27 protein-coding genes are annotated in these 21,327 nt (G+C 68.2%); 14 read left to right on the top strand and 13 right to left on the bottom strand.

Translation table 11 applies throughout. The features are described 5' to 3' along the window. Nucleotide 1: 1 nt before the first annotated feature. Nucleotides 2–595, top strand: a complete 594-nt coding sequence (locus NBRGI_RS03595) for an ATP-dependent Clp protease proteolytic subunit (protein WP_029892816.1) — start codon at nt 2–4, stop codon at nt 593–595. A 91-nt stretch (nt 596–686) separates the two neighbouring features. Here NBRGI_RS03595 and NBRGI_RS03600 read toward each other — a convergent pair whose 3' ends face one another. Continuing rightward, nucleotides 687–1,076, bottom strand: coding sequence for a helix-turn-helix domain-containing protein (locus NBRGI_RS03600; protein WP_029892817.1), 390 nt, complete (start codon nt 1,074–1,076; stop codon nt 687–689). Nucleotides 1,077–1,209: 133 nt separating this feature from the next. On the opposite strand from NBRGI_RS03600, the gene NBRGI_RS03605 reads away from it, so the two are divergent. The 6 genes from NBRGI_RS03605 (at nt 1,210) to NBRGI_RS03630 (ending at nt 4,985) form a co-directional block, all read left to right on the top strand. Next, nucleotides 1,210–1,539, top strand: a complete 330-nt coding sequence (locus NBRGI_RS03605; protein ID WP_029892818.1) for a hypothetical protein — start codon at nt 1,210–1,212, stop codon at nt 1,537–1,539. A 154-nt stretch (nt 1,540–1,693) separates the two neighbouring features. Further along, the gene (locus tag NBRGI_RS03610; RefSeq protein ID WP_063726224.1) at nt 1,694–2,602 is read left to right on the top strand and encodes an EamA family transporter; all 909 of its coding nucleotides are present in this window, start codon (nt 1,694–1,696) and stop codon (nt 2,600–2,602) included. Between the two features lie 178 nt (nt 2,603–2,780). Continuing rightward, nucleotides 2,781–3,170: a hypothetical protein gene (locus NBRGI_RS03615; RefSeq protein ID WP_148310676.1), complete on the top strand. Its 390-nt coding sequence runs from the start codon at nt 2,781–2,783 to the stop codon at nt 3,168–3,170. A gap of 219 nt (nt 3,171–3,389) precedes the next feature. Further along, nucleotides 3,390–3,728, top strand: a complete 339-nt coding sequence (locus NBRGI_RS47175; RefSeq protein ID WP_063726226.1) for a hypothetical protein — start codon at nt 3,390–3,392, stop codon at nt 3,726–3,728. Nucleotides 3,729–3,850: 122 nt separating this feature from the next. Then, nucleotides 3,851–4,504, top strand: a complete 654-nt coding sequence (locus NBRGI_RS03625) for a VC0807 family protein (RefSeq protein ID WP_029892822.1) — start codon at nt 3,851–3,853, stop codon at nt 4,502–4,504. A 130-nt stretch (nt 4,505–4,634) separates the two neighbouring features. Next, complete coding sequence (locus NBRGI_RS03630; protein ID WP_029892823.1) at nt 4,635–4,985, top strand: hypothetical protein; 351 nt, start codon at nt 4,635–4,637, stop codon at nt 4,983–4,985. A 13-nt stretch (nt 4,986–4,998) separates the two neighbouring features. Here the strand turns inward: NBRGI_RS03630 and NBRGI_RS03635 are convergent, their stop codons facing one another. Continuing rightward, on the bottom strand, nt 4,999–5,454 hold the full coding sequence (locus NBRGI_RS03635; RefSeq protein ID WP_029892824.1) for a hypothetical protein: 456 nt from the start codon (nt 5,452–5,454) through the stop codon (nt 4,999–5,001). Nucleotides 5,455–5,607: 153 nt separating this feature from the next. On the opposite strand from NBRGI_RS03635, the gene NBRGI_RS03640 reads away from it, so the two are divergent. From NBRGI_RS03640 to NBRGI_RS03650, 3 genes are all read left to right on the top strand, one after another. After that, nucleotides 5,608–6,564: a GlxA family transcriptional regulator gene (locus NBRGI_RS03640; protein ID WP_029892825.1), complete on the top strand. Its 957-nt coding sequence runs from the start codon at nt 5,608–5,610 to the stop codon at nt 6,562–6,564. A gap of 104 nt (nt 6,565–6,668) precedes the next feature. Further along, a complete protein-coding gene (locus tag NBRGI_RS03645; RefSeq protein ID WP_029892826.1) occupies nt 6,669–7,379 on the top strand; it encodes a class I SAM-dependent methyltransferase in 711 nt (236 codons plus the stop codon). 82 nt (nt 7,380–7,461) lie between these two features. Further along, nucleotides 7,462–8,076, top strand: coding sequence for a dihydrofolate reductase family protein (locus tag NBRGI_RS03650; RefSeq protein ID WP_029892827.1), 615 nt, complete (start codon nt 7,462–7,464; stop codon nt 8,074–8,076). Here the strand turns inward: NBRGI_RS03650 and NBRGI_RS03655 are convergent. Both NBRGI_RS03655 and NBRGI_RS03660 read right to left on the bottom strand, forming a co-directional pair. After that, nucleotides 8,070–8,765, bottom strand: coding sequence for an SGNH/GDSL hydrolase family protein (locus NBRGI_RS03655; RefSeq protein ID WP_029892828.1), 696 nt, complete (start codon nt 8,763–8,765; stop codon nt 8,070–8,072). The two genes, NBRGI_RS03650 and NBRGI_RS03655, sit on opposite strands and share 7 nt — an antisense overlap. 39 nt (nt 8,766–8,804) lie before the next feature. Next, a complete protein-coding gene (locus tag NBRGI_RS03660) occupies nt 8,805–9,239 on the bottom strand; it encodes a MarR family winged helix-turn-helix transcriptional regulator (RefSeq protein ID WP_029892829.1) in 435 nt (144 codons plus the stop codon). An 83-nt stretch (nt 9,240–9,322) separates the two neighbouring features. On the opposite strand from NBRGI_RS03660, the gene NBRGI_RS03665 reads away from it, so the two are divergent. Then, a complete protein-coding gene (locus tag NBRGI_RS03665; protein WP_029892830.1) occupies nt 9,323–10,501 on the top strand; it encodes an MFS transporter in 1,179 nt (392 codons plus the stop codon). On the opposite strand, the gene NBRGI_RS03670 is transcribed toward NBRGI_RS03665, so the two are convergent. The 5 genes from NBRGI_RS03670 to NBRGI_RS03690 form a co-directional block, all read right to left on the bottom strand. After that, a complete protein-coding gene (locus tag NBRGI_RS03670; RefSeq protein WP_081877911.1) occupies nt 10,498–11,430 on the bottom strand; it encodes a hypothetical protein in 933 nt (310 codons plus the stop codon). The genes NBRGI_RS03665 and NBRGI_RS03670 overlap by 4 nt on opposite strands. A gap of 69 nt (nt 11,431–11,499) precedes the next feature. Continuing rightward, nucleotides 11,500–12,045 carry a thioredoxin family protein gene (locus NBRGI_RS03675; RefSeq protein WP_029892832.1) on the bottom strand — a complete coding sequence of 182 codons (546 nt, stop codon included), beginning with the start codon at nt 12,043–12,045 and terminating at the stop codon, nt 11,500–11,502. A 96-nt stretch (nt 12,046–12,141) separates the two neighbouring features. After that, complete coding sequence (locus NBRGI_RS03680) at nt 12,142–13,077, bottom strand: threonine/serine dehydratase (RefSeq protein WP_029892833.1); 936 nt, start codon at nt 13,075–13,077, stop codon at nt 12,142–12,144. Nucleotides 13,078–13,085: 8 nt separating this feature from the next. Next, nucleotides 13,086–14,477, bottom strand: coding sequence for a bifunctional lysylphosphatidylglycerol flippase/synthetase MprF (locus NBRGI_RS03685; protein ID WP_029892834.1), 1,392 nt, complete (start codon nt 14,475–14,477; stop codon nt 13,086–13,088). Between the two features lie 180 nt (nt 14,478–14,657). Beyond that, nucleotides 14,658–15,428 (bottom strand): dienelactone hydrolase family protein, encoded by a 771-nt coding sequence (locus NBRGI_RS03690; RefSeq protein ID WP_235210839.1) that lies wholly within the window; start codon nt 15,426–15,428, stop codon nt 14,658–14,660. 258 nt (nt 15,429–15,686) lie between these two features. Here NBRGI_RS03690 and NBRGI_RS03700 point away from each other — a divergent pair, with 258 nt between their 5' ends. Together NBRGI_RS03700 and NBRGI_RS03705 are read left to right on the top strand one after the other, a co-directional pair. Further along, nucleotides 15,687–16,190 carry a hypothetical protein gene (locus NBRGI_RS03700; protein WP_148310677.1) on the top strand — a complete coding sequence of 168 codons (504 nt, stop codon included), beginning with the start codon at nt 15,687–15,689 and terminating at the stop codon, nt 16,188–16,190. 72 nt (nt 16,191–16,262) lie between these two features. After that, the gene (locus NBRGI_RS03705; RefSeq protein WP_029892838.1) at nt 16,263–16,994 is read left to right on the top strand and encodes a DUF6597 domain-containing transcriptional factor; all 732 of its coding nucleotides are present in this window, start codon (nt 16,263–16,265) and stop codon (nt 16,992–16,994) included. 6 nt (nt 16,995–17,000) lie between these two features. On the opposite strand, the gene NBRGI_RS03710 is transcribed toward NBRGI_RS03705, so the two are convergent. From NBRGI_RS03710 to NBRGI_RS03720, 3 genes are all read right to left on the bottom strand, one after another. Then, nucleotides 17,001–17,399, bottom strand: coding sequence for a VOC family protein (locus tag NBRGI_RS03710; protein WP_200882112.1), 399 nt, complete (start codon nt 17,397–17,399; stop codon nt 17,001–17,003). Between the two features lie 64 nt (nt 17,400–17,463). After that, nucleotides 17,464–17,877, bottom strand: a complete 414-nt coding sequence (locus NBRGI_RS03715) for an arsenate reductase ArsC (RefSeq protein WP_029892840.1) — start codon at nt 17,875–17,877, stop codon at nt 17,464–17,466. Between the two features lie 354 nt (nt 17,878–18,231). Continuing rightward, a complete protein-coding gene (locus tag NBRGI_RS03720; protein WP_029892841.1) occupies nt 18,232–19,137 on the bottom strand; it encodes an oxygenase MpaB family protein in 906 nt (301 codons plus the stop codon). Between the two features lie 97 nt (nt 19,138–19,234). Between NBRGI_RS03720 and NBRGI_RS03725 the strand changes: the two genes are divergently transcribed. Then, the gene (locus NBRGI_RS03725; RefSeq protein WP_029892842.1) at nt 19,235–19,987 is read left to right on the top strand and encodes an SIR2 family NAD-dependent protein deacylase; all 753 of its coding nucleotides are present in this window, start codon (nt 19,235–19,237) and stop codon (nt 19,985–19,987) included. Nucleotides 19,988–19,991: 4 nt separating this feature from the next. Here the strand turns inward: NBRGI_RS03725 and NBRGI_RS03730 are convergent, their stop codons facing one another. Then, complete coding sequence (locus tag NBRGI_RS03730) at nt 19,992–21,287, bottom strand: D-arabinono-1,4-lactone oxidase (protein ID WP_029892843.1); 1,296 nt, start codon at nt 21,285–21,287, stop codon at nt 19,992–19,994. Between the last annotated feature and the right edge of the window lie 40 nt (nt 21,288–21,327).

A 21,327-nucleotide genomic window follows, 5' to 3' on the forward strand; every position in this document is an offset into this window, starting at 1 on the left:
CATGTCGCAATACACCATTCCGCACGTCATCGAACGGACGCCGAACGGCGAGCGCTCCTTCGACGTGTTCAGCAGATTGCTCAACGACCGAATCATCTTCCTCGGCACCGAGATCGACGACGGTGTCGCCAACGTGGTGATGGCGCAGCTGCTGCATCTGGAGTCCGAATCCCCGGACCGCGAGATCGGCATCTACATCAATTCACCGGGCGGCTCGAACACCGCCATGCTCGCGATCTACGACACCATGCAGTTCATGCGCACCCCGATCGAGACCTACTGCATGGGGCAGGCGGTATCCGCCGCGGCCGTGCTGCTGGCCGCGGGCGCCCCGGGACGCCGGTATGTGCTCGCGCACTCGCGGGTGCTGCTGCATCAACCGTCCGCGCAAGGTCAGGGCACCATTTCCGACCTGGCGCTGCAGGCGGCGGAGGTGATGCGGATCCGTGCGCAGACCGAGGAGATCTTGAGCAGACACACCGGTCAGCGGGTCGAGCAGTTGCGCAAGGACACGGCCCGCGACCGGGTCTTCACCGCCGCCGACGCGGTGGCGTACGGGCTGGCCGACGAACTGATCGTGACCCGCGGCCAGTGAGCGCGAATCCAGCGCGGCGTCGAGGGGGCACCCTTCGGCGCCGCGGCTCTGGATGGCGCGCAACGATCTGTCGCTGAACGGGTTTCGCCGGTCAGGCGGCCAGCGCCAGCATCTCGACGCGGGTCTCGGAGACCTTGCGGGGGCGCAGTTGGCGCAGCGCGCCCAGGCGGCGCGCGCCGCGGAAGAGCAGCGATTCGATCGGCATGCCCAGCGCGCCGCAGATGGAGTGCAGCATCTCCGAGGACGGTTCCTTGCGGCCCCGCTCGATCTCGGACAGGTACTGCTTGGACATCCCCACCTCGGCGGCGACCTCGGCCAGCGTCCGATCCTGGTCCAGCCGCTCGTCTCGCAGCACCTCGCCGTAGACGGCGCGCAACAGTGGGGTCGCCGCGGGTGTCGCCGCCTCGACCGGCTCGCGATGAGGCTCGGCGCGGCGGCGCGCAGCGAGATCGACTACCACGCCATCCTCTTCTGCTGCCATACCTACGAGTCTCGCACCCCGTGCCGCCGATACGCGCGATGTTCACCCAGGGCGGAAGTGCCACCCGTGCGCGGGCGTCGACAAGCATGTTTGCGCAGTGTTATCGGGGTACTCGATGCGCAGGAGGTGTGACATGCCGAAGCAATGGAGTGATAAACGGGAACGTCAGTACGAGCACATCAAGGACTCGGCCGAGGATCGTGGCGCGAGCACCAAACGAGCCAAGGAGATCGCGGCCCGGACGGTGAACAAGAACCGCGCGCAGTCCGGCGAATCCAAGACCGCGAGCCGCTCCTCGATCAAGGACAAGTCACCGCAGAGCCGCGGCGGACAGCGTTCCGGACGCAAGGGGCCCAAGGGGCCGACCCGCGACCAGCTGTACAACGAGGCGCGCCAGCGCAACATCGAGGGACGTTCCAAGATGAACAAGTCCCAGCTGGAATCCGCGCTCGGCCGCAAGTAGCGCCCGAAACGCGCTCCCGGCGCAGGGTTCTCGCCTGCGCGGGAGCGCATTCGCGCGGGCGGAGGGAGTAAAAACCGAATTCTCCTTGTCGTAGAGATGTGCTTCGCTGAGCAACGGCGGCGAAGCACATTGATCTGTGGATGGGAGAATTGCCGTGGTAGCGATCGACGTCGAACGGCCGATTCGCGGGGGACGCGCCTGGACCGTGTGGCGGGGCATCGCGGAGCGCGGACTCGGCGGCGTGCCGCCCACGGCGCTGGTACTGGCCGGGATCGTCAGCGTGCAGGTGGGCGCGGCACTGGCCAAGCAATTGTTCGCAGCGACCGGGGCCGCGGGCGCGGCCGGCATCCGACTGGTCTTCGCCGGGCTCGTGCTGGTGTTGTTCTGGCGTTCGGCGTTGCGTATCGGCTGGCGCGCGGTGCCGGTGGCGCTCGCGTACGGCGCGGTGCTCGCGTTGATGAACCTGTCCATCTACGAGGCGATGGATCGCATTCCGCTCGGCATGGCGGTGACGATCGAATTCCTCGGACCGCTGGCCGTCGCGCTGGCCGGGTCGCGCCGCTGGATCGACCCGGTGTGGGCGGTGCTGGCGGGCGGCGGGGTGCTGTTGCTGACCCAGGCCGAAGGGGACGTCGAGTGGGTCGGCGTGCTGCTGGCGCTGGCGGCCGGGGTGTGCTGGGCGGGCTACATCCTGTTGAGCGCGGCCCTGGGCGAACAGACCAGCGGCGGTGGCGGACTCGCCATCGCGATGGCCTTCGGCGGATTGCTGATCGCGCCGATCGGGATCATCGAGGCGGGCAGCGCCCTGCTCGATCCCGAAATACTGGTGGTCGGTTTCCTGGTGGCGATGCTGTCCTCGGTGCTGCCGTATTCGGTGGAACTCGAAGCGCTGCGGCGCATTCCACCCCGGGTGTTCGGCGTGCTGATGAGCCTCGAGCCCGCGGTGGCCGCGCTGGCAGGTCTGATCCTGCTGGGGCAGGTGATGAACATTCCGCAGTGGTTGGGGATCGTCTGCGTGGTGGCCGCCTCGGCGGGCGCGACCCGCACCTCGGGCAAGGCTTGATCCGGCTCGAGCGCCCCAGCGGTGAATTCTCAGCCGGATCGCGCTGTGGCGGGGCGAGTTCGGCGGTTCGGGCGCGCACCGGGCCTGGTCGGGGTGAGGATCTAGGGGAGTTGCCCCGGGTGCGTGGCCACGTCGGCCGGGGTGCGGACCGGTAACCAGGACGGATAGGACCCTCGGGATGCGGATGCGAATCGGTGTTGTGGCGGGAGTGTTCGGGGTGGCGGCGGCGCTGGCCGTGCCGACGGCGGGGGCGACGGTGACCCAGGTTTCGATGTACCCGGGGATCAATTTCGGGCTGGCGACCAACTACGGGACCGGCTGCACCTACACGGCGCGCGCGGCGGTGACCGATGTGACGCAGTCCGTGGTCTTCTACGACAACGGGGTGCCCTTCGCGGTCGTCCGTCCGTCCGGCGGAACCGCGCTGAGCGACTGGGTGCCCGCGACGGAAGGCCCGCACACGATCAGCGCGGTGCAGGCTCCCGACGACCGCATCGTTGCGAGCGTGGACCTGCGCGTCGGGCGTGGCGTGCATCTGGGCTACGGCTGCAACGTCTTCGGCGGCTGATCCCGCGGACTACACCAGGTGAAGCCCGGTTGGCACGCGCGTACCGGGGTGGCGGCGGCGTGTCCGAATCGTCTGCTCCGTCCGGTGGCCGCGACGCCGAACCAGGGCTACCATCAGCGCATTCGAGCGCCCGCCGAGGAGAACAGTGATGCCGGAGACTCCGCTCGGGGCAGCGGTCACCGCCCCACGTCGCGGCGCGTGTTCAACAGGGGTGTGGTCATGATCCGGGTCGAGCTCGATATCCGTTCCGGCAGGCCGAATCCCCAGTGGCGGTTGTCCTCCGGCGACGAGGCGCAACTGCACGGGCTGATCGCCGCGGCACCGCGGGCGGCCGACGGCGGTGGCGAAAACGACAGCGAATACCAGGGTTTCATCGCGCAACTGTCGGAGGCGGAGACCCTGCGGGTACAGCGCGGGGTGATCGAGATCGAGCGCGGCGGCGAGCGCACCTACCGCACCGACGCGGACCGTGCGGTCGAGCGCTGGTTGCTGGCGACCGGACGGCCCTCGCTCGAACCCTGCGACTACCAGGCCGTCGTCGCGGCACTCTGGGTGTGAGTGCACCGGGCATGACACTTGTCATGCCGCAGTCGTGATGGTTGACAGATCCGCCCGCTCTTCGGCCTCCGTAGCGTCAATTCTCGTAGCGCACCGCTGAATACGCCGCCGAGGAGCACCCGATGACCGTCACCACCGGCACCACCGAGCCCGCTGTCACCGTCGCACCGGTCAGCCACCTGAGGCTGCTCGCGCCGATCGCCCGCGATATCGCCGTCCCCGTGGGCGCCTACTTCGTCATGCACAGACTGGGTTACAGCGATTTCGCCGGGCTGCTGGCCGGCACCGTGCTGTCCGGTGCGATGGTGCTCGTCGAGGCGATCCGGCACCGCCGGTTGGAGTTGTTTTCCGCAATCCTGTTGAGCGTCTTCACTTTCGGCCTCGTCACGTCGCTGATCAGCGGTGACCCGCGGATGATGATCGTGAAGGATTCCGCGGGCACCCTGCTGATCGGTCTGGCCTTCCTGATCAGCGCCCTGGTCGGCAAGCCGCTGACCTACCTGGCGGCGCGCAAAGCGGCCGTCGCCGGTGGCCCGGCCCGGGTCGCCGCTCTCGAAGCTGTCTACCGCGACAACGCCGCGAAGCGCCGGATGTTCGCCATGCTGGCCGTGCTGTGGGGCGCGGGCCTGGTGGCCGAGGCCATGATCCGGGTGGTGTTGGCCTACCGGTTGCCGGTTCCGACCATGGCGTGGCTGTCGCCGGTCCTGATGGTCGCGGTGATCGTGCCGCTGCTGGCGGTCACGGTCGTACTGCGCAAGCGGGCCGATCGCGCCTGAAGCGCGCAGCACAGACACCCGCTGGGCCCGGTCCGCCACGGACCGGGCCTGCGTCGTGTGCTCGGCCACCGGGCGCGCGCAGGTAGTGTCGGATTCGTCGAGTTTGCCACCCCACGGAATGGAGAAAGCAGTGCAGATCCAGATCAATACCGGAAGCGGCATCCACGGCGGCGCGAGCCTGATCGAGCGGGCCGAGGCCGAAATCGCCTCGGTGCTCGACCGTTTCAGTGCGCAGCTGACGCGGGTCGAGGCGCATCTCACCGATCAGAACGGTGAGAAGGGCGGACCGGACGACAAGCAGTGCGTGCTCGAGGCGCGGCCGAACGGTCAGCCGCCGGTCGCGGTCACCCATCGGGCGGCGTCGGTCGAGGAGGCGTACACCGGTGCGGCCGAGAGCATGGCGCATCTGCTGGACAGCCGATTCGGCAGGCTGCACCACACCAAGGGCGGGGAGTCGATCCGGCATATGACCCCGGAGTAGACCGCCGCAGTCGTCAGGCCCCGGTGGTGGAACCGGGGCGGACGATCATCAGCACCGTCACGACCACCCACAGCACGTTGAAGATGCCGGTGTCCATGCCGAGCCGCCGGATCAGTGCCGGGGTCGTGGCAGGCAGATCGGCGAGGATCTTGCCTTGACCGGGCAGGATGAGCATGGCGAGCACCCCGGCGGCGGCCGCGGTCAAGCCGATGGAAACGATGAGCCACTTGTCGGTGAGCACGCCGAGGCTCAAGGCGGTGAGCGCGCCGAAGGTGGGAACCAGGATCCCGATGTAGGCGTAGACCCGGCAGATGCGATGCAGCGTCGCCAGTACGGCGGCGTCGCGATCGTTGGCGGGGCCGGCGAGGGCGCGGCGGGTGGTGGGCGCGAACATGCTCGCCGCGACCGTGACCGGCCCGACGGCGATGATCACGGCCAGCACATGGACCGAAAGCAGGAACTTCGTCACAGCCGCGAGGTTAACGATCATCGGGCCGAAGCGAAATAGGCGAAACGGCCATACACCGGTCGATTCTCGCCAATGGTGCTGACGTCGTAGTTTGCACAAGATGTACTGCTCATGGCTATTGGCTGGAATCCGGGTGCGACCTATCCTGAAGCCATGCATGTGGTAGCCGTCCTGGCGCTGGACAAGGTCATTCCCTCCGACCTCGCGACGCCGGTCGACGTGTTCGGCGGCGCCCGCCTGCCCGACGGGCGGATGGCTTACCGGGTGCGCGTCTGCGGCGTCACCCCCACTGTCGACGCAGGCGCTTTCACGTTGCATCCCCCCTACGATCTCTCCGCGCTGGCCGAAGCCGACACCATCATTGTGCCCGGCCGGGCCGAGCCCGAGCGGCCCGTGCCGGAAGAGGTGCTCGACGCGTTGCGGCAGGCGGCGGCCGCGGGCACCAGGATCGCGTCCATCTGCGTGGGCGCGTTCGTGCTCGCCGCCACCGGCCTGCTCGACGGGCAGCGGGCGACCACGCACTGGATCGCCGCGACGCAGTTCGCCGCCCGCTATCCCGAGATCGACCTCGATCCGGACGTGCTCTACGTGGACAACGGTCAGCTGCTCACTTCGGCGGGCGCCGCGGCGGGAATCGACCTGTGCCTGCACATGATTCGGCGCGACCACGGTTCCGCGGTGGCCGCCGATACCGCGCGGTTGTCGGTGGTGCCGCTGGAACGTGAAGGGGGACAGGCACAATTCATCGTGCACGACCAGCCGCCTACCCCGCGCGGGTGTTCGCTGGAGCCGGTGATGCAGTGGATGCGGGACAATTCCGCGAAGGATCTGACCCTCGACGACATCGCCGCGCACGCCAAACTCAGCACCCGCACCCTGAATCGGCATTTCCGCGAGCAGGTCGGCACCACGCCGCTGCAATGGTTGCTGCGGGCCAGGATTCGGCAGGCGCAGTATCTGCTGGAGTCCACCGGTCACCCGGTGGACCGGATCGCCGGTCAGGTCGGGTTCGGCTCGCCGACCGCCTTCCGGGACCGATTCAAGCGCGTCGTCGGTACCACCCCGCAGAGCTATCGCGCGGCGTTCCATGGCGCCGGCGTCGGCAACTGAAGCGGGGGAATTGTATGTCAGGCCAAAACGGAGCTTTGTTCTCCGTTTCTCGATAGGATCGGGTTCGTTCATCCTGATCCACCATCGAGGCAAGGGGCAGGTTCATGACCGAGAGTGAGGCACCATCCGGGCTCGACCCGGCCGACATCGATTTCGAACAGGCCTACCGGAGCGGAACCCTCGTCGAGGGCGCCGTGATGGATCGGCTGCCCTGGGAGATCGATCGCCCGCAACCACTGCTGGTGGAGTTCGAGCGCAGCGGCCGGGTCACCGGCGATGTGCTCGACATCGGTTGTGGCCCAGGGGATACCGCCATCTATCTGGCCGGACTCGGCTATCGGGTGACGGGCCTGGACTTCGCGCCGACCGCCATCGAGAAGGCCCGCGCGCGGGCCGCCGAGCGCGACGCGGCGGTGGCATTCGCGGTCGCGGACGCCACCGAACTCGGCGGGTACGACAATCGATTCGACACCGTCGTCAGCAGTGCGCTCGCGCACTGTCTCGACCCCGAGCAGCGCAAAGCGCATGTGGCAGCACTGCATCGGGTGATGCGGCCCGGCGCGCGGCTGTTCCAGCTCTGCTTCTCGGAAGGGCCGCACAGTGCCGGCTACGCGCCCTACGCGGTCGGCGAAGCGGAATTGCGAACGGCCTTCGCTGCGCCGGACTGGCGACTCACCGAGCTGCGGCCCGGCAAGCTGACCGCGATCAAACCGCCACCGGCGTTCCTGGAAATGCTGCAGGACATGCCGCTCGAACTGGACGCGGACGGTCATCTGTTGCTGCCGGTCTGGGTGCTGGAAGCCGAACGGATCTGAGTCGATGCGCTGACCGATGATTTTCCGCGCGCCGCACCGTCGGATCAGGCAACGTACTCACCACTGATCCAGGAGTTGGGCGATGAGAAAAATCACCGCAGGTCTGTTCATGTCACTCGACGGCGTCATCGACAACCCGCAGGACTGGCACTTTCCGTACTTCAACGACGAGATGGGCGTTGCGGTCAACGCCCAGCTCGGCGCCGCCGACACCCTGCTGCTCGGGCGCAACACCTACGAGGGCTTCGCGGGCGCCTGGCCGGATCGCGAGGCCGCGGGCGGCGAGGACGCGGCCTTCGCGAAGGTGCTCGGTGACGCGCGCAAGGTCGTTGTCTCGCACCAGGATCTGGAGTTCACCTGGCGTAATTCCGAGGTGTTGCAGGGTGGTCTGATCGAGGGCGTGACCGCGCTGAAGAACGAGCCCGGTGGCGATATCGGCATGAGCGGTTCGGTCTCGGTCGTGCTCCAGCTGCTCGACGCCGGACTGCTGGACGAATTGCACCTGCTGGTGCACCCGATCGTCGTCGGCAAGGGCGCCCGGCTGTTCCCGGACCGCGAATCGACGCTGCCGCTGCGGCTGCTCTCCTCGCAGACGTTCGAGACCGGCGTGCTCAACCTGGTCTACACCCGCGACGAGGCGGCGACCACCGCCACCTACGACGACGCGAAAGTGCATCTGCCCGAGGCGGATCAGTAGTCGTCGCGCTGCCGCCGAGCGGGGGTGTCGAGCAGGTGTGCGAGCTGCTTGACCACCTCCGCGGCCAGGACCGCCTGTCCGGACGCGGAGAAGTGAATCCGGTCCGCGCTCAACAGATTCGGGCGATCGTTCAGTGGGTGCTCCCAGCAATCGACCACGGCGACATCGTATTCCGCGGCCAATGAGCGGGTGAGGTCGTTGAGTCTGCGGACGCGATCGGTCCAATCCGGAAAGGCCGGCACCACATAGGCTTTGCCGAGGGTGAAGACGGTCATCGTGGCGCCGGTGCGCGCACCCAGGCGATACATATCGCGCAGCTGCTGCTCGATCTCACCGAAATCCGGTGTGCGGCGGACGATATCGTTGGCGCCGCTGGACAGGTGCAGTAGGTCCGGGCCGAATTCCAGCAGTCGATCCGCTTGGTGCCGGACGACCTCCGCGGTGGTCGCGCCGACCACGCCGGTATTGCGATACGCGAGATCGGGCCGCACCCGGCGCAGCACGTCGGCCACCCGATCGGCCCAGCCGAGGGTCGCGTAGCCGGGGCTGGGGTCGCCGAGGCCCACCGACAGGCTGTCCCCGATCACCGCGAAGCGCCGCCAGGGGGAGTCGTAGAGCAGGGCGGCGGCCTCCAGCGGTGGCAGGCAGAACGGATCGGTTTCTTCGGTGGTGGGATACGCCACGGTCATAGACAAACAATACGTTCGACCGTATGTCTATATCAAGTGTCAGTCTTCGGCGGCCATGGCCTGGAGCAGATCGCGCAGTGCGCGCTGCTGAGCGGCGGTGAGCGAGGTCAGTGGCGAATCCGCATTGAGCAACTCGACCGCGACCGTCCGCTGCCGGGCGCCGGCCGGAGTCAGCACGATCTGTTTGGCGCGCCGGTCGCTCGGGTGCGGCTCGCGGCGGATCAATTCCTGTTCCTCGAGTCGGTCCAGGACGAAGGTCGCATTGGACGGTTCGCACGACATCCGGGTGGCGAGCTCGCGTGCGGTGATCGGCTCCGACAGTTCACGCAGGGCGATGACCTGGGACGGCGTCAGATCCAACTGCTCGGCGACGCGGCGGACGTGCTGGTCCAGGCGGTGGGTGAAGCGGTGCACGAGTTTGCAGACATCCCGGTCGAGCTCGGTCTCCACGGGCGGCGGGGGTCGGCGCTTCATTGCTCCGAGTCTAGCGCGCATCGTTCGAACTGTGATAGTTCTAATTCATATCATTTGAGTTCGAACTATCCGAGGATGCTCTGATGCGCCCTGCTGTGCTATCTCTGATGTTGGTGGTCTTCGGTCTGACGACCGGGGAGTTCGTGATCGCCGGGATCCTGCCGGAAGTGTCCGGCGGACTATCGGTTTCGGTGCCCGCCGCGGGCATGCTGGTGACCGCCTACGCGATCGGCATGATCGTCGGCGGGCCGGTGGTGACCCTGCTGACCGCGCGGATGTCGCGCAGGCGGCTCGTCGCCGGGCTGGTCGTATTCGCCATATTCGCCAACCTGGGCTCGGCCTTAGCGCCGAATTACCCTGTGCTGCTGGCAATGCGGGCAGCGGCCGGACTGATCGTCGCCACCTTCTTCGCGGTCGCGATCGCCACCGCCGTGTCGACGGCCGAACCCGGGAAACAAGCCTCCGCCGTCGCGCGGGTAGCACTCGGATTGAACCTCGGGATCGTGCTCGGCACGCCGATCGGCGCGCTGATCGGTCAAAGTTTCGGCTGGCGAGCCACTTTCGTCGCGGTGGCACTGTGTGTGGGTCTCGCCTTGCCGGTGGTGCTGCGGTACCTGCCGGACGCGCCCGGTACCGCCGCCGAATCGGTCCTCGGGGAGTTGCGCGTGTTCGGTGACCGGGCAGTCTGGTCGGCGATTGCGCTGACGGTGCTCGGAAATATCGGTGTGGTCACCGTTTTCACCTTCATCGCACCGTTGCTCACTGATTTCAGCGGATTCGGCGCGGGTGCGGTGCCGGTCCTGCTGCTGGTGTACGGCGCTGGTGCGGTCGTCGGCAATCAGGTGGGCGGATGGCTCGCCGATCGCACCCGGACGGCCGTGGCGAGCCTGCTCGCGGTGCTCGCCGCGGCGCTGTTGCTGTTCTGGGCGCTCGGCGGCGGGCGAATCGCCGCGGTGGTACTGACTTTCGTGATCGGTGCGCTCGCGTTCGCGATCGTGCCCGGCATGCAGACCCGGGTGATCACCGCGGCCGCCGCCGCGCCGACCCTGGCCGTCGCGGTGAATGCCTCCGGCTTCCAGTTGGCGGCCGCCGGTGCGGGGCGGTTGGGCGGCTGGGTGCTCGGCGACGGCTCGGGTCTGCGTGCGATCCCGCTCGTGGGCGCGATGCTGACGCTGGCGGGCTTGGTTCTCGCGCTCGTACTGCTGTGGCGGGACCGCGCGCAGGTCGCCGCGCCCGCGCCGGAGCTGGCCGAGAAGCGTTAGGCGGTCAGTGCTTTCGCGACGATGCCGCCGGTGAGCGCCTTCGTCAGATAGTGCGTCGAGTCGTGCGGGCTGGCGCCGTTGTCCAGTGGTTCCTCGGTGACCGGCACCACCCCGGCGCCGGGGAACGGCGGGAAGAACGGGGTCAGATCGAGATGCGCGGCGACCAGATCGTCCCGGTCCACCAGATTGTGCCAAGCGGCAACGGCTTTCGGGACCGTGGCCGGTTGCGGGCGGAGCCGATCGTAGATGACGGTGCGCAGGCCGAGCGGGGAACCCATAGTAAGCAGGGTCACCTCCTGGTCGACGCGATGCAGCGCCTCGTAGGCGACGACCGAGCCGAGCGAGTGCGCGACGACGAGCTCGGTCTCCGGCCCCACCTGGGCGAGCACCTGCTGTTGCGCGTACTCGCGCACGTTCTCGTCGGTGAAATAGCGGGCCACCTGGGACAGCGCGCGCACCACGAACTTCTCCGCGAGCCCGATGCCGAACGGCGCGAACCAGCGCAGCCGCACCAAGGCGTTGAGTGCCGGGCGCAGTGCGGCTTTGGGGCCCTGTGGCTTGGCCTCCGGCGGCACCACCGCGGTGAGACGCTGCGCGGTCAACCGGTCCCGCTGGTCGCCCGCGTGCGCGGCGGCAGTCGCCAACCAGAGTTCGGCGAGCTGCTCCATCAGCTCGAGCTGTGCGTCGTCGAGATCGCCGACCGCGCCGCCTTGCGCTCCTTCGGCCAGGAACTGATTGCCGTAGAACGCCATCCTGGTCGAGATGTCACCCGGTCTGCCGTTGCGCCACAGGCGATCGGCGAGTTCCAGATCGCCGTGGTTGCGCACCCCGCCCGCGAGGCCGGGCAGCCACTGGGCTTCCAGCGTATCGGCCGAGGCCTGCTCCTGGGCGATGCCGTGTACGAGGACGATCGTTGCCAACGTCCCCACCCCTTTCCTCCGGCCGTGCGGCCTGCGACGTTGTCCGCGGTTATTGTCCCGCATCAGCGGGCGCCGAGTTCAGCTCTCGCGCCACTTGATCGAGCACCCCATGCTCGGCCGGTGTGGTTCCGGCACCGGCGCGGCATCCAGAACCGCCTCGATGGCGGACCGTAATTCCTTGCCGGTCACCGGCTTTCCGTTGCCCGGCGTGGATTCGTCGAGCGCGCCGCGGTAGGCGAGCGTCAGGTTCGCGTCGTAGAGAAAGAAGTCCGGCGTGCATGCGGCGCGAAAGGCGCGGCCGACCTGCTGTGTCTCATCGATGAGATAGGGAAACGTCCACCCTGCCCGAATCGCCTGATCGCGCAATCCGATCGGGGCGTCGTCCGGGGAAATCCCGACATCGTTGCTGCAGATCGCCACCGCCGGCATCGGCAGCGAGTCCACCACCTCGCCCAGCACCGACTCGACATGCCTGACGTACGGACAGTGATTGGACGCGAACACAACCAGCAACCCCGGCCCCCCGACGAAATCCGCCCGCGAATACACCCGCCGATCGAGATCGGGCAGCACGAAATCCGGCGCCGGCGTGCCGAGAGGAACCATGAACGATGCAAGCGCCATAGCGCCATGCCTTCCGTCGGGATCGAAGACGCCCCGAGCATAATCCCCCCACCCCCCCACCCGCCCCGCAATCCATTCCCCGACAGCTGCTCGTTACTAGGTCGCGAGGTCGGAGGGGTTGGTGTTTGCGCCGCAGAGGATTACACAGACTTTTTCGTCGGGGGCTGGGGTGTAGGTCGCGGGGTGGAGGGCGGCCAAGGCGGTGGCGGCGCCGTGTTCTACGGCTAGGCGGTGCTCTTCCCAGAGGGTGCGGCGGGTGGCGATGATGGTTTCGTCGTCTACCAGGATCGAGTCGACGCGGTAGTGCTGGGCGGCGTGCAGGGCCAAGGCGGTGGCGCGGCGGGCGCCGAGGGAGTCGGCGGCGATCGAGTCGACGGGGACGTCGACCAGGTGGCCGGCCTCGACGGCGGCGTGCAGCGCTCGGCAGTTCCGTGGCTCCACGGCGACCGTTCGGATGCCGTAATGGTCTGCGGCGGTGGCGATTCCGGCGAGCAATCCGCCGCCGCCGACCGCGACCACGACGGTGTCGAGGTCGGGTATCCGCTGTTGGATCTCCACCATGAGGGTGCCCGCTCCCGCGGCGATCAACGGATGGTCGTAGGCGTGGGACAGCAGTGCGCCGGTCGAGGCCGCGAAATCCTGGCTGGCCGCGAGCGCGTCCGCGTACTGCGTGCCGACCAGATGCACTGTGGCGCCATAGGAATGCAGTCGCCGCACCTTGACCTCCGGCGCGGTGGCGGGCAGGAACACGGTGGCTTCGACACCCTGCGTCCGGGCCGCCCAGGCACAGGCCAGCCCGGCGTTTCCACCCGAGGCGATCGTCACGCCCGCCGCGGGCAGGGTGCCGTTCTCCTGGTGTGCCAGTAGGAAATTCAGCGCACCGCGGGCCTTGAAACTGCCGGTGTGCTGGAGCAGTTCCAGCGCGAACCACAGCTTCCCCGCACCGTCACCCGCGGGCGCGAGGCTGATCGGCCGCACCCGGTGCGCCACCCGCGCGACGGCGGCCTTGATATCGGTGTGGCCGAGTTCCATTGTGCTCCTCAGTGTTCGCGGCGGTGCGGGGCGAACTCCAGGGTAAGCAGCGCGGCGGCCGCGATGAGCACCTCGCGCCAGCGGATCAGCACGTACCGCTGGTCGGACAGCGCGTGGAACTTGCGCAGGAACCGGTACAGCGATTCCAGCCGGATGAGTGGATCGCCGAGGTGCACGAGCGCATACATCAGTTTCGCGGTGCGCGACTTCTCTTTGTCGGCGAACAGTTCCGGAAAAGGCGCGAAGGCCAACGAGATACGATTGATGCCGTGCTCGCGGGCGTAGTCGACCAGATCGATGATCATGCGCTCGTCCAGGCCGTTCGGGGCGCCCTTGCGTCGCCAGGGCACGTCGAGACTGAGCTCGCGGCCGCGCCCGGAGATGCCGTAGCGCTGGAAGCCCGACACCGTGCCGTCCGCGTCCTTGGCCATGACCACCAGCATGTTCGGGTTCCGGCCGTCCAGCAGGTGATCCAGGATCATCGAGAAGCCGCGGGTCTGCCTGCCTTTGCCCCATTCGTCGACGATGCCGAGCAGCTCGGCGCGCCGGGTGTCGGTCAGGGCCGACTCGTCCACGATCTCGGTGGTGACACCGAAATTGCGGGTACGGCTGACGGCTTGGCGCAGGTTGCGGAAATGCCGGCCGACCATCGCGAAGTCATCGACCTCGAGCACCACGTCGCGTCCGATCGGAACGGCATGCAGCCCACGGTGTTCGAGCGCGCGCACGCGCCACAGTTCGGCCAGCTCCGGGCTCGCACCGAGCACGGCTATGCGCCAGCCCTGATTGAGCGCGAACTCGGAGAACTCGGTGAGCAGCGCGGGAAAGGCGGCGCGGTCACCGATCGGATCGCCGGCGACCACGGCGATGCCGAAGCGGGCCCGATAGCCGATGCCCGCGGTCGAATCCGCGTTGAAGAAATAGGTTTTCGAGGAGTGCAGCGCGAAGGGGGCGAGCGGATCCCGCTCGGTGCGGCCGACGAGTTCGGCGACCCGGTACAGCTGATCGGGCTGCGGTCGGCTGGACTGCGGGAGCACCAGCAGGAATCCGCTCGACGCGAGCAGTACGAAACCGTAGCCGGGATGTTCGGCGCGGTAGGCGAGATGGGCGATGGCCAGGACGAGCAGCGCGACCGCGAAGTGGGCCAGGGTGATCGGCCTGCGCAGGTGCAGCCCGCGGGCCACGAAGACGCCGGCGAGCGAGACGGCGACGAACCACGCGTGGTCGACGCCGTGGTTCGCGGCCTGATGCGCCTCGTACACGAGCAGCACGCTGATCACCAGAGCCACACCGATGAACACCGGCCGGACCCACGAGTCCGCCGGGAAGGCGGCCTGCCGGTATCCGATCCGCGTCGTGAAGCGCGCGGGCGCGGCGGCCGCGGCGCGTTCTTCGCTCACATCCCCACCAGCTTCGCCATGTGGTCCTCCCGATGATCGCCTACCGAACAACATTAAGCGGAACCGGCGGTAACGGGGAACAGCGGTCCCCGAAAACCGGCCGGTTGGTCGCGTGACGGCACGAACCAACGATTGCTGGGGTCGAAGCCGACCCCAGACGAAACATAGGATGATTCAGACTTATTCCGCGGACAGCGAACGACGGAACAACGTCACAAGATCTTCCAGGTGACGCTTGTAGGCGTCCTCCCGGTACACCGGGACGTCCCGCATGGTGAAGCCGTGCGGCGCGTCGGGGTAGACGACCGAGGTGTACCGCGTGCCCGCCGCGTCCAGCGCCTGCTCGAGCCGGGCGATCTGCTCGGGCGGCATGGACGAATCCTGATCGGCGTGCGCGACGAACACCTCCGCGGTGATGCCGGGCGCCGCGAAGTGCGGGCTGTCCGGCTGGTCCGCCGCGGCGAGGTTGCCCCCGTGGAAGCTGGCCGCGGCGGCGATGCGATCGCCGAACGCCGCGGCGGTGCGCAGCGCGAGCCGCCCGCCCATGCAGTAGCCGGTGGTGCCCACCGGTCCCGGCGTCACGGCCGGGGCGGCGGCGAGCCAGTCCAGGTAGTGCTGCGCGTCCTGAAGGGCGCCCTCGGGCGTGAGGGCGGCGCGCACCGGCGCCAGTTCGGCGAAGAACTTCGCGCCCGCGTCGGGCACGGTGAAGTCCGGCATGGGCAGCACCGGCGCGCGGCCGGTGCGATAAAAGATGTTCGGCGCGAGCACGCTGAAACCTTGCGCCGCAATGGTCTCCACCAGTTCGCGCAGGTAGGGACGCAAGCCGAACGCGTCCATGTAGAGCAGTACGCCGGGGTGGCGGGCGTCGTCGTCCGGATGGGCGAAGTATGCGTCCGCGGCGCCGTCGGGGAGTGGAATATCGATCGCCTGAAAAGCCACAGGGGAAGTCACCGGAGCGAGTCTACGGAGGAATGACGGCGGCGGTCGACCTGTCCTTACTTCGGCAAATTACCGCATATCTCAGCGATTTCGGGCGTGTGTACGCTCCATTCGCCGCCGAAGTTGACATGCTCTCTGTCGGTGCCGTGTACGGCTCCCGAGTGGTCACGTTTCACCAGCGCCCGCGGGGTCCGCGCGATTACGTCACCGTGTTCGATCGCCGATCCGTACCAATCGCCTGGTGAATGGGCGCGACGAGAGGTTTGACTCGTGAAATTGAGCTGGCTGGTGGTTCCGGCGCTGGTCGCCGTGGCGGTGGCAGGGTGCTCCGACGACAAGTCGGCGAGCCGGGAATCGACCTCGTCGAGTGGGGCGGCGACCTCGAGTTCCGCCGCTCCGGCTTCCGATTCGAACAATGACGACGAAGCGGGCGGTGTGCGAATCGCGCTCGGCGAGACCAAAAAGGTCCCGATTCCCGCCGACGCGGTGATGGATATCCGAGTGCCCGCAGACTGGGGCGCCGCCGCGAATACGTTGCGCTGCACCGCGGTGGACAGTTCCGGACGGAACGAAGATCTCCGGTCGAGCGACGTGAAAAAGACCGAAACGGTCAATGGCAAGGACTGGGTCACGGTGTGGACGTTTTCCTCCGCGCCCGCCGGTGAGGTCACCGTGGGGTGCAAGGACCCCGATTCGAGCATCGCGGCCGCCCATCCCGCGCCGTTCGTCCGCGTGGTTCCGCGCGGCGTGCTTCCGGTGCCGCCGCAGCGCTGAGCCGGACTGCCCTTCTCGGCGGCCAGGCGCGAACGTAGGCGACCTGTCGGCGGGTGCCGGTAGCGTCGAGTCATGGGCGCAGGCGGGTACCGGGAGCGGCCGTCGCGGTTCGGGCAGGCCGTGGCGTGGACCCGCACGGTGACCGCGCGGGATGCCACCGTGCCGGTGTTGCCGGACGGCTGCATGGATCTGCTGTGGGTCGGCGGACGACTGGTGGTGGCCGGACCCGATACCCGGGCTTTCCGGCCGGTGGTCGCGGCCGGTACCCGGTATGCCGGGTTGCGCTTCTTCCCTGGCACCGCGCCGGCCTTGCTCGGGGTGTCCGCGGCGGAACTGCGGGACCAGCGCGTCGAACTGGACCAGATCTGGTCGCCGGCGTCGGTGCGGCGGTTGGCCGATCAGTTGACCGAGGCGCCGGATCCGCTGGCGGCCATGGAGGCGATCGTCCTGCGGCGCGCCACCGAGGTGCCACCACCCGACCCGGTGCTCCGGCAAGTGGTCTCGGCCTTGGCAGCGGGCTGGTCCGTGGGCGAGACCGCGGCGGCGGTGGGGCTCAATGCCCGGCTGCTGCATCGGCGTTCGCTCGCCGCGTTCGGATACGGGCCCAAGACGCTCGCGCGGGTGCTGCGCCTGCAGCGCGCGCTGGCGCAGGCCCGCGCGGGCGTGTCGTTCGCCGCGACCGCGGTCGGCGCCGGTTATGCGGATCAGGCCCATCTGGCGCGCGAGGTCCGAGATCTCACCGGAATGCCCTTGGGGCAGGTGCTGACTCGATCGGGGACCGCCGCCGCGGCGGATGTCGGCTGACCCGCTTCAGTCGGTGGGGAGTGCGGCGTACAGGTCGATGCCGTTGCCGTCCGGATCGAGCACGACCGCGTACCGCTGGCCCCAGAACGCGTCCCACGGCTTCAGTTCGCCGTGATAGCCCGCGTCGACCAGATCGGTGTAGACGCTGTCGACTTCGGCGGGATCGGCGCAGCGGAAGGCCAAGCCGATCCGGCCCGCGCTCGTCGGGGGCGTCCAGGTGGGGTGGAACGACTTGATCGTGGCCTCGGTGTCCAGGGCCAGCCGCAGCCCGTTCGGCAGCGCCGCCTCGGCATGCGGAGCCTGTTCCGAGCCTTCGGGGAAGTCGAGGCCGAGCCGCCGATAGAACGCGACCGAGGCGCTCATATCGCTGACGACAAGGCCGGCGACGTCGAGTTGAGGAGTCATACCCGAACGGTAGCCAGCCGCGTGCGCCGCGGTCTTGAACGAATCGGACAACGCGGCCGGAGGGTCAGCGGGCCGGGGCGGGCACCAGTTCGGCGATCAGGTTCTCCACCAGGATGCGGATACGGTCGCGGATCGTGCGCACGACATCGATGGTCTGCTCGGCCGGGTCCGGCAGGACCCAGTCGCGATAGCTGATGCCAGGGAAGAAAGGGCAGGCGTCGCCGCAGCCCATGGTCACCACGACATCGGAGAGGCCGACGGCGTCCATGGTGAGCAGCTTGGGGGTGCGGCCGGCGATGTCGATGCCGACTTCGGCCATGACGGCGACGGCCACCGGGTTGAGCGCCGCGGCCGGTGCGCTGCCCGCGGTCCTGACCTCGATGCGGTCACCGGCCAGCGCGCCGAGGAACCCCGCGGCCATCTGCGATCTGCCTGCGTTGTGCACGCAGATGAACAGCACGCTGGGTTTGTGCGGCATAGAGGCGCCTTTCGGGTGAGCTGAGCAAGGAGTATGCGGTGCCGCCGGACGGATCGTCCGGCATGGTGTCGCCGAAACGCTGTCGAAGCGTACGGGATACGTATACCAGCGTGGCGAAGATCGTTACCGCGCACCGGGTGGTCGCTTGCCGCGACGGGCGCGCGACGCCGATCGCGGCATCGAAGTTGTTGCTACACAGCAATAATCGAAGCATCGCGGCGCGCGGCCGGCCAGCTCGAGACTGGTCGGTATTTCCACGGCGCGGGCCGCGCTGTCATCGGACAGTGCGGCCCACGCGGTGGAGCTCATGAAAACCGTTGACGTGCAACGGATGAATCGGACCGGCCGAATGCCTCAGATCGGCCGGAAATCGATCATCTTGCGCAGCCGCAGCCGGTCTCGCTCCAGCCGCCGCGCTTCGAAGGCGATCGGGAAGTAACGCAGCCGCTCCGGCAGCAGCGGGATGGTGCGCGCGAGCACCCAGCCGAGCGCGCGCAGTTTCCGCTCGTCGCCCGCGGTCCAGGTGAGCCCGAGCTTCGCGCGGGCGACCTCGGGCGTGGTGCCGACCGTCACGAAGTACTGCATCCGCCCGATCGGGGCGGCCGCGCGCCGCCAGACCGGCGCGAGCACCCGCGGCAGCTGCTTCGGCGGCGCGACCGAGCGGATCACCCGCAGGTAGTCGCGGGCGGTGTCGGTGGCCACCAGGTGGTTGGCCACCTGGTCGGCGAAGAACTGCTCGAACTCCCGGTAGTTCGCCGGAATCTGTTTGGGCGGCACCGAGAAATTGCGCATGAGCTGCACCATCTCCTGGTAGACCGCTTCCTTTTCCGCGTCCGTGAGCGGATTGCGGGCGAAGTACCTGGCGTTCTCGGCGAACGCGAAGGTGCCGGTGTGCAACACCCAGGCCCACGGTCCCGAGGACAGTGCTTTGTGCCGGACGCCGTGCGCGTCGGTGGTGTTGAGCGAGGCGTGCATGGTGCGCAGCCGATCGGCCTCGGCGATGGCCTCTTCGCCGCCGTAGATCCACATCATCACCGACGCGATGCTGCGGACCGCGCGGCCCATCGGGTCGGTGCGGAAGGTGGAGTGCTCGTCGACGACGGCCGAGATGCTCGGCTCCATGGTCTGCAACAGGAACGCCGAGCCCGCGGTCAGCGAGAACGTGATCAGGCCGGTCTCGTCCCACAGTCGGCTGCCCGGTTCGAAGGGGCGGCGGGGCGGCAGCGTCGCTGGGTGGGTGGCGTCGAGGGCGGCGGTCATCGTGATCTCCCTTGATCAGCAGCATTCAGGCGATGAGATAATCAGAGTAACATTCTCTCATCGTCTTCGGGTCGCCTGCGACCTACGCTTGGTTGCTATGACGAGCGAGTGGCGCAGTCGCGACGGCCGGATCGGCGTGCTCACCGGGGCGGGTATCTCTACCGACTCGGGCATTCCCGACTTCCGGGGCCCGCGTGGTGTGTGGACGAAAGACCCGATCGCCGAACTGCTTTCGACCTACGACAGCTACCTGGCCGACCCCGACCTGCGTCGGCGCTCGTGGCTCGCGCGCCGGGACAACCCGGCCTGGCAGGCGCAACCCAACGCCGCACACCGGGCGCTCGCCGAATTGGCGCGGGCCGGGCGGGCGGTCACCCTCATCACCCAGAACATCGACCGGCTGCACCAGCGCGGCGGTTTCCCGCCGGACCGGGTGATCGAGATCCACGGCAACATGTTCGAGGTGGTCTGCGTCGAATGCGATTACCAGGCCACGATGGCCGACGCTTTGGCGCGGGTGGCGGCGGGCGAGGCCGATCCGCCGTGCCCGAACTGCGGTGGCGTGCTGAAAGCGGCCACCATCATGTTCGGCCAGCAGTTGGACCGGCGCGCCGTGACCAAGGCCGCGCTCACCGCGGAGACCAGCGATATTTTCCTGGCGATCGGCACTTCGCTGCAGGTCGAGCCGGCGGCGTCGATGTGCGCCGTCGCCGTGCAGAATGGGGCCGATCTCGTCATCGTCAATGCCGAGCCGACCCCGTACGACTCGATGGCTACCGAACTCGTCCGCGAACCCATCGGCACGGCCGTGCCGCGTTTGGTCGCCGAAATACTTTCGGCCGGAACGTGATCGGTCAGAGCGGGCCGAGTACGCGCTCGAGGTAGCCGTTGCTGAAACGGCCTTTCGGGTCAAAGCGGCGGCGCACCTCGGCGAAGCGGTCCCAGTCGGGGTAGCGCTCGCGCAGCGTATCCGCGGTCTGGAAGTGCCGCTTGCCCCAGTGCGGCCGGCCGTCGTACTTGTCGAAAACCGCTTCGCAGGCACGGAAATACGGCTCGTAGGCCATGCCGCGATACTGATGCACCGCGATGTAGCAGGTCTCGCGGCCGCCCGCGGGGGAGAGGAACGCGTCGTCGGGGGCGACCCAGCGCACCTCGATCGGCATCGGCGTCTCGAACTTCGTTGACAGAGCTTTGATTTCGCGGATCGCCGCGGCGGAATGCGCGCGCGGGATCGCGTATTCCATCTCGGTGAACCGGACCAGTCGCGGCGAGGCGAACACCCGGTAGGACCGATCGACTTGACGACGATAACTGCCCGCGTAGGCGGCGCCCCGGTGGATCCACGGCACCATGCGCGGCTGCCAGCGGCCCAGCTTGCACAGCGCGTCGAAGGTGTAGTTGGACATCAGGATATCGGCGAACCAGTCGACGGTCTTGCCACGCGGCTGCTCGGCCAGTTCGACCGGGTTGTTGCGCTTGGTCAGCGCCAGCGGGCTGTGCGCGAACATGTAGAACTCGAAATGCTGGTTGCCGTCGACGTGCGTATCCAGTTCTGCGAGTACGTCTTCCAGCGGAATCGGGCGTTCGACGCCCTCGAGCACGAACGACGGCACCATTTGCAACGTCACGGCGGTGACGATGCCGAGCGCGCCCACACTGACCCTGGCCGCGCGCCAGCCGTCCGGGTCGGTCTCGGCGTTGAGTTCCACCGTGCTGCCGTCGGCGAGCAGCAGTTCGATGGAATGCAGTGCGGCCGAGAGATTTTGCAGCGTAGCGCCGGTGCCGTGGGTGCCGGTCGCGGTAGCGCCCGCGACGGTCTGGACGTCGATATCGCCCAGGTTCGGAAATGCGAGGCCATGCGCGTGCAGCGCGTTGCTCACCGTCTTCAGGGTGCTGCCCGCCTCGACCCGGACGCGCCCGGTGGCGGTGTCGACGTCGAGGATGCGATCGAGCTTCGACAGGTCGAGCAGGACGCCGTCGGTGAGGACGGCGTCGGTGAACGAATGCCCGGCTCCGGCGACGCGGACGGTCTGTCCGGCATCGGCTGCGCGACCGAGGATCTCGGCGATTTCGTCAGTGCTGCGCGGCGTCGCCACGATTGCCGGTGCGCACTGCTGATCGCCAGCCCAGTTCACCCACGAGTTGGTCATGTGACCAACTGTAGGGGATGGGCTCCTGATGTGGGCTTTC

The sequence above is a fragment of the Nocardia brasiliensis IFM 10847 genome, assembly GCF_000710915.1.
GTDB lineage: Bacteria > Actinomycetota > Actinomycetes > Mycobacteriales > Mycobacteriaceae > Nocardia > Nocardia brasiliensis_A.

What these genes read in the sequence shown, in the direction of transcription:
- NBRGI_RS03595 (WP_029892816.1), top strand. Translation starts at nt 2, where the DNA reads ATGTCGCAATACACCATTCCGCACGTCATCGAACGGACGCCGAACGGC.
- NBRGI_RS03600 (WP_029892817.1), bottom strand. Translation starts at nt 1,076, where the DNA reads ATGGCAGCAGAAGAGGATGGCGTGGTAGTCGATCTCGCTGCGCGCCGC.
- NBRGI_RS03605 (WP_029892818.1), top strand. Translation starts at nt 1,210, where the DNA reads ATGCCGAAGCAATGGAGTGATAAACGGGAACGTCAGTACGAGCACATC.
- NBRGI_RS03615 (WP_148310676.1), top strand. Translation starts at nt 2,781, where the DNA reads ATGCGGATGCGAATCGGTGTTGTGGCGGGAGTGTTCGGGGTGGCGGCG.
- NBRGI_RS47175 (WP_063726226.1), top strand. Translation starts at nt 3,390, where the DNA reads ATGATCCGGGTCGAGCTCGATATCCGTTCCGGCAGGCCGAATCCCCAG.
- NBRGI_RS03625 (WP_029892822.1), top strand. Translation starts at nt 3,851, where the DNA reads ATGACCGTCACCACCGGCACCACCGAGCCCGCTGTCACCGTCGCACCG.
- NBRGI_RS03640 (WP_029892825.1), top strand. Translation starts at nt 5,608, where the DNA reads ATGCATGTGGTAGCCGTCCTGGCGCTGGACAAGGTCATTCCCTCCGAC.
- NBRGI_RS03645 (WP_029892826.1), top strand. Translation starts at nt 6,669, where the DNA reads ATGACCGAGAGTGAGGCACCATCCGGGCTCGACCCGGCCGACATCGAT.
- NBRGI_RS03650 (WP_029892827.1), top strand. Translation starts at nt 7,462, where the DNA reads ATGAGAAAAATCACCGCAGGTCTGTTCATGTCACTCGACGGCGTCATC.
- NBRGI_RS03655 (WP_029892828.1), bottom strand. Translation starts at nt 8,765, where the DNA reads ATGACCGTGGCGTATCCCACCACCGAAGAAACCGATCCGTTCTGCCTG.
- NBRGI_RS03660 (WP_029892829.1), bottom strand. Translation starts at nt 9,239, where the DNA reads ATGAAGCGCCGACCCCCGCCGCCCGTGGAGACCGAGCTCGACCGGGAT.
- NBRGI_RS03665 (WP_029892830.1), top strand. Translation starts at nt 9,323, where the DNA reads ATGCGCCCTGCTGTGCTATCTCTGATGTTGGTGGTCTTCGGTCTGACG.
- NBRGI_RS03675 (WP_029892832.1), bottom strand. Translation starts at nt 12,045, where the DNA reads ATGGCGCTTGCATCGTTCATGGTTCCTCTCGGCACGCCGGCGCCGGAT.
- NBRGI_RS03680 (WP_029892833.1), bottom strand. Translation starts at nt 13,077, where the DNA reads ATGGAACTCGGCCACACCGATATCAAGGCCGCCGTCGCGCGGGTGGCG.
- NBRGI_RS03705 (WP_029892838.1), top strand. Translation starts at nt 16,263, where the DNA reads ATGGGCGCAGGCGGGTACCGGGAGCGGCCGTCGCGGTTCGGGCAGGCC.
- NBRGI_RS03710 (WP_200882112.1), bottom strand. Translation starts at nt 17,399, where the DNA reads ATGACTCCTCAACTCGACGTCGCCGGCCTTGTCGTCAGCGATATGAGC.
- NBRGI_RS03715 (WP_029892840.1), bottom strand. Translation starts at nt 17,877, where the DNA reads ATGCCGCACAAACCCAGCGTGCTGTTCATCTGCGTGCACAACGCAGGC.
- NBRGI_RS03720 (WP_029892841.1), bottom strand. Translation starts at nt 19,137, where the DNA reads ATGACCGCCGCCCTCGACGCCACCCACCCAGCGACGCTGCCGCCCCGC.
- NBRGI_RS03725 (WP_029892842.1), top strand. Translation starts at nt 19,235, where the DNA reads ATGACGAGCGAGTGGCGCAGTCGCGACGGCCGGATCGGCGTGCTCACC.
- NBRGI_RS03730 (WP_029892843.1), bottom strand. Translation starts at nt 21,287, where the DNA reads ATGACCAACTCGTGGGTGAACTGGGCTGGCGATCAGCAGTGCGCACCG.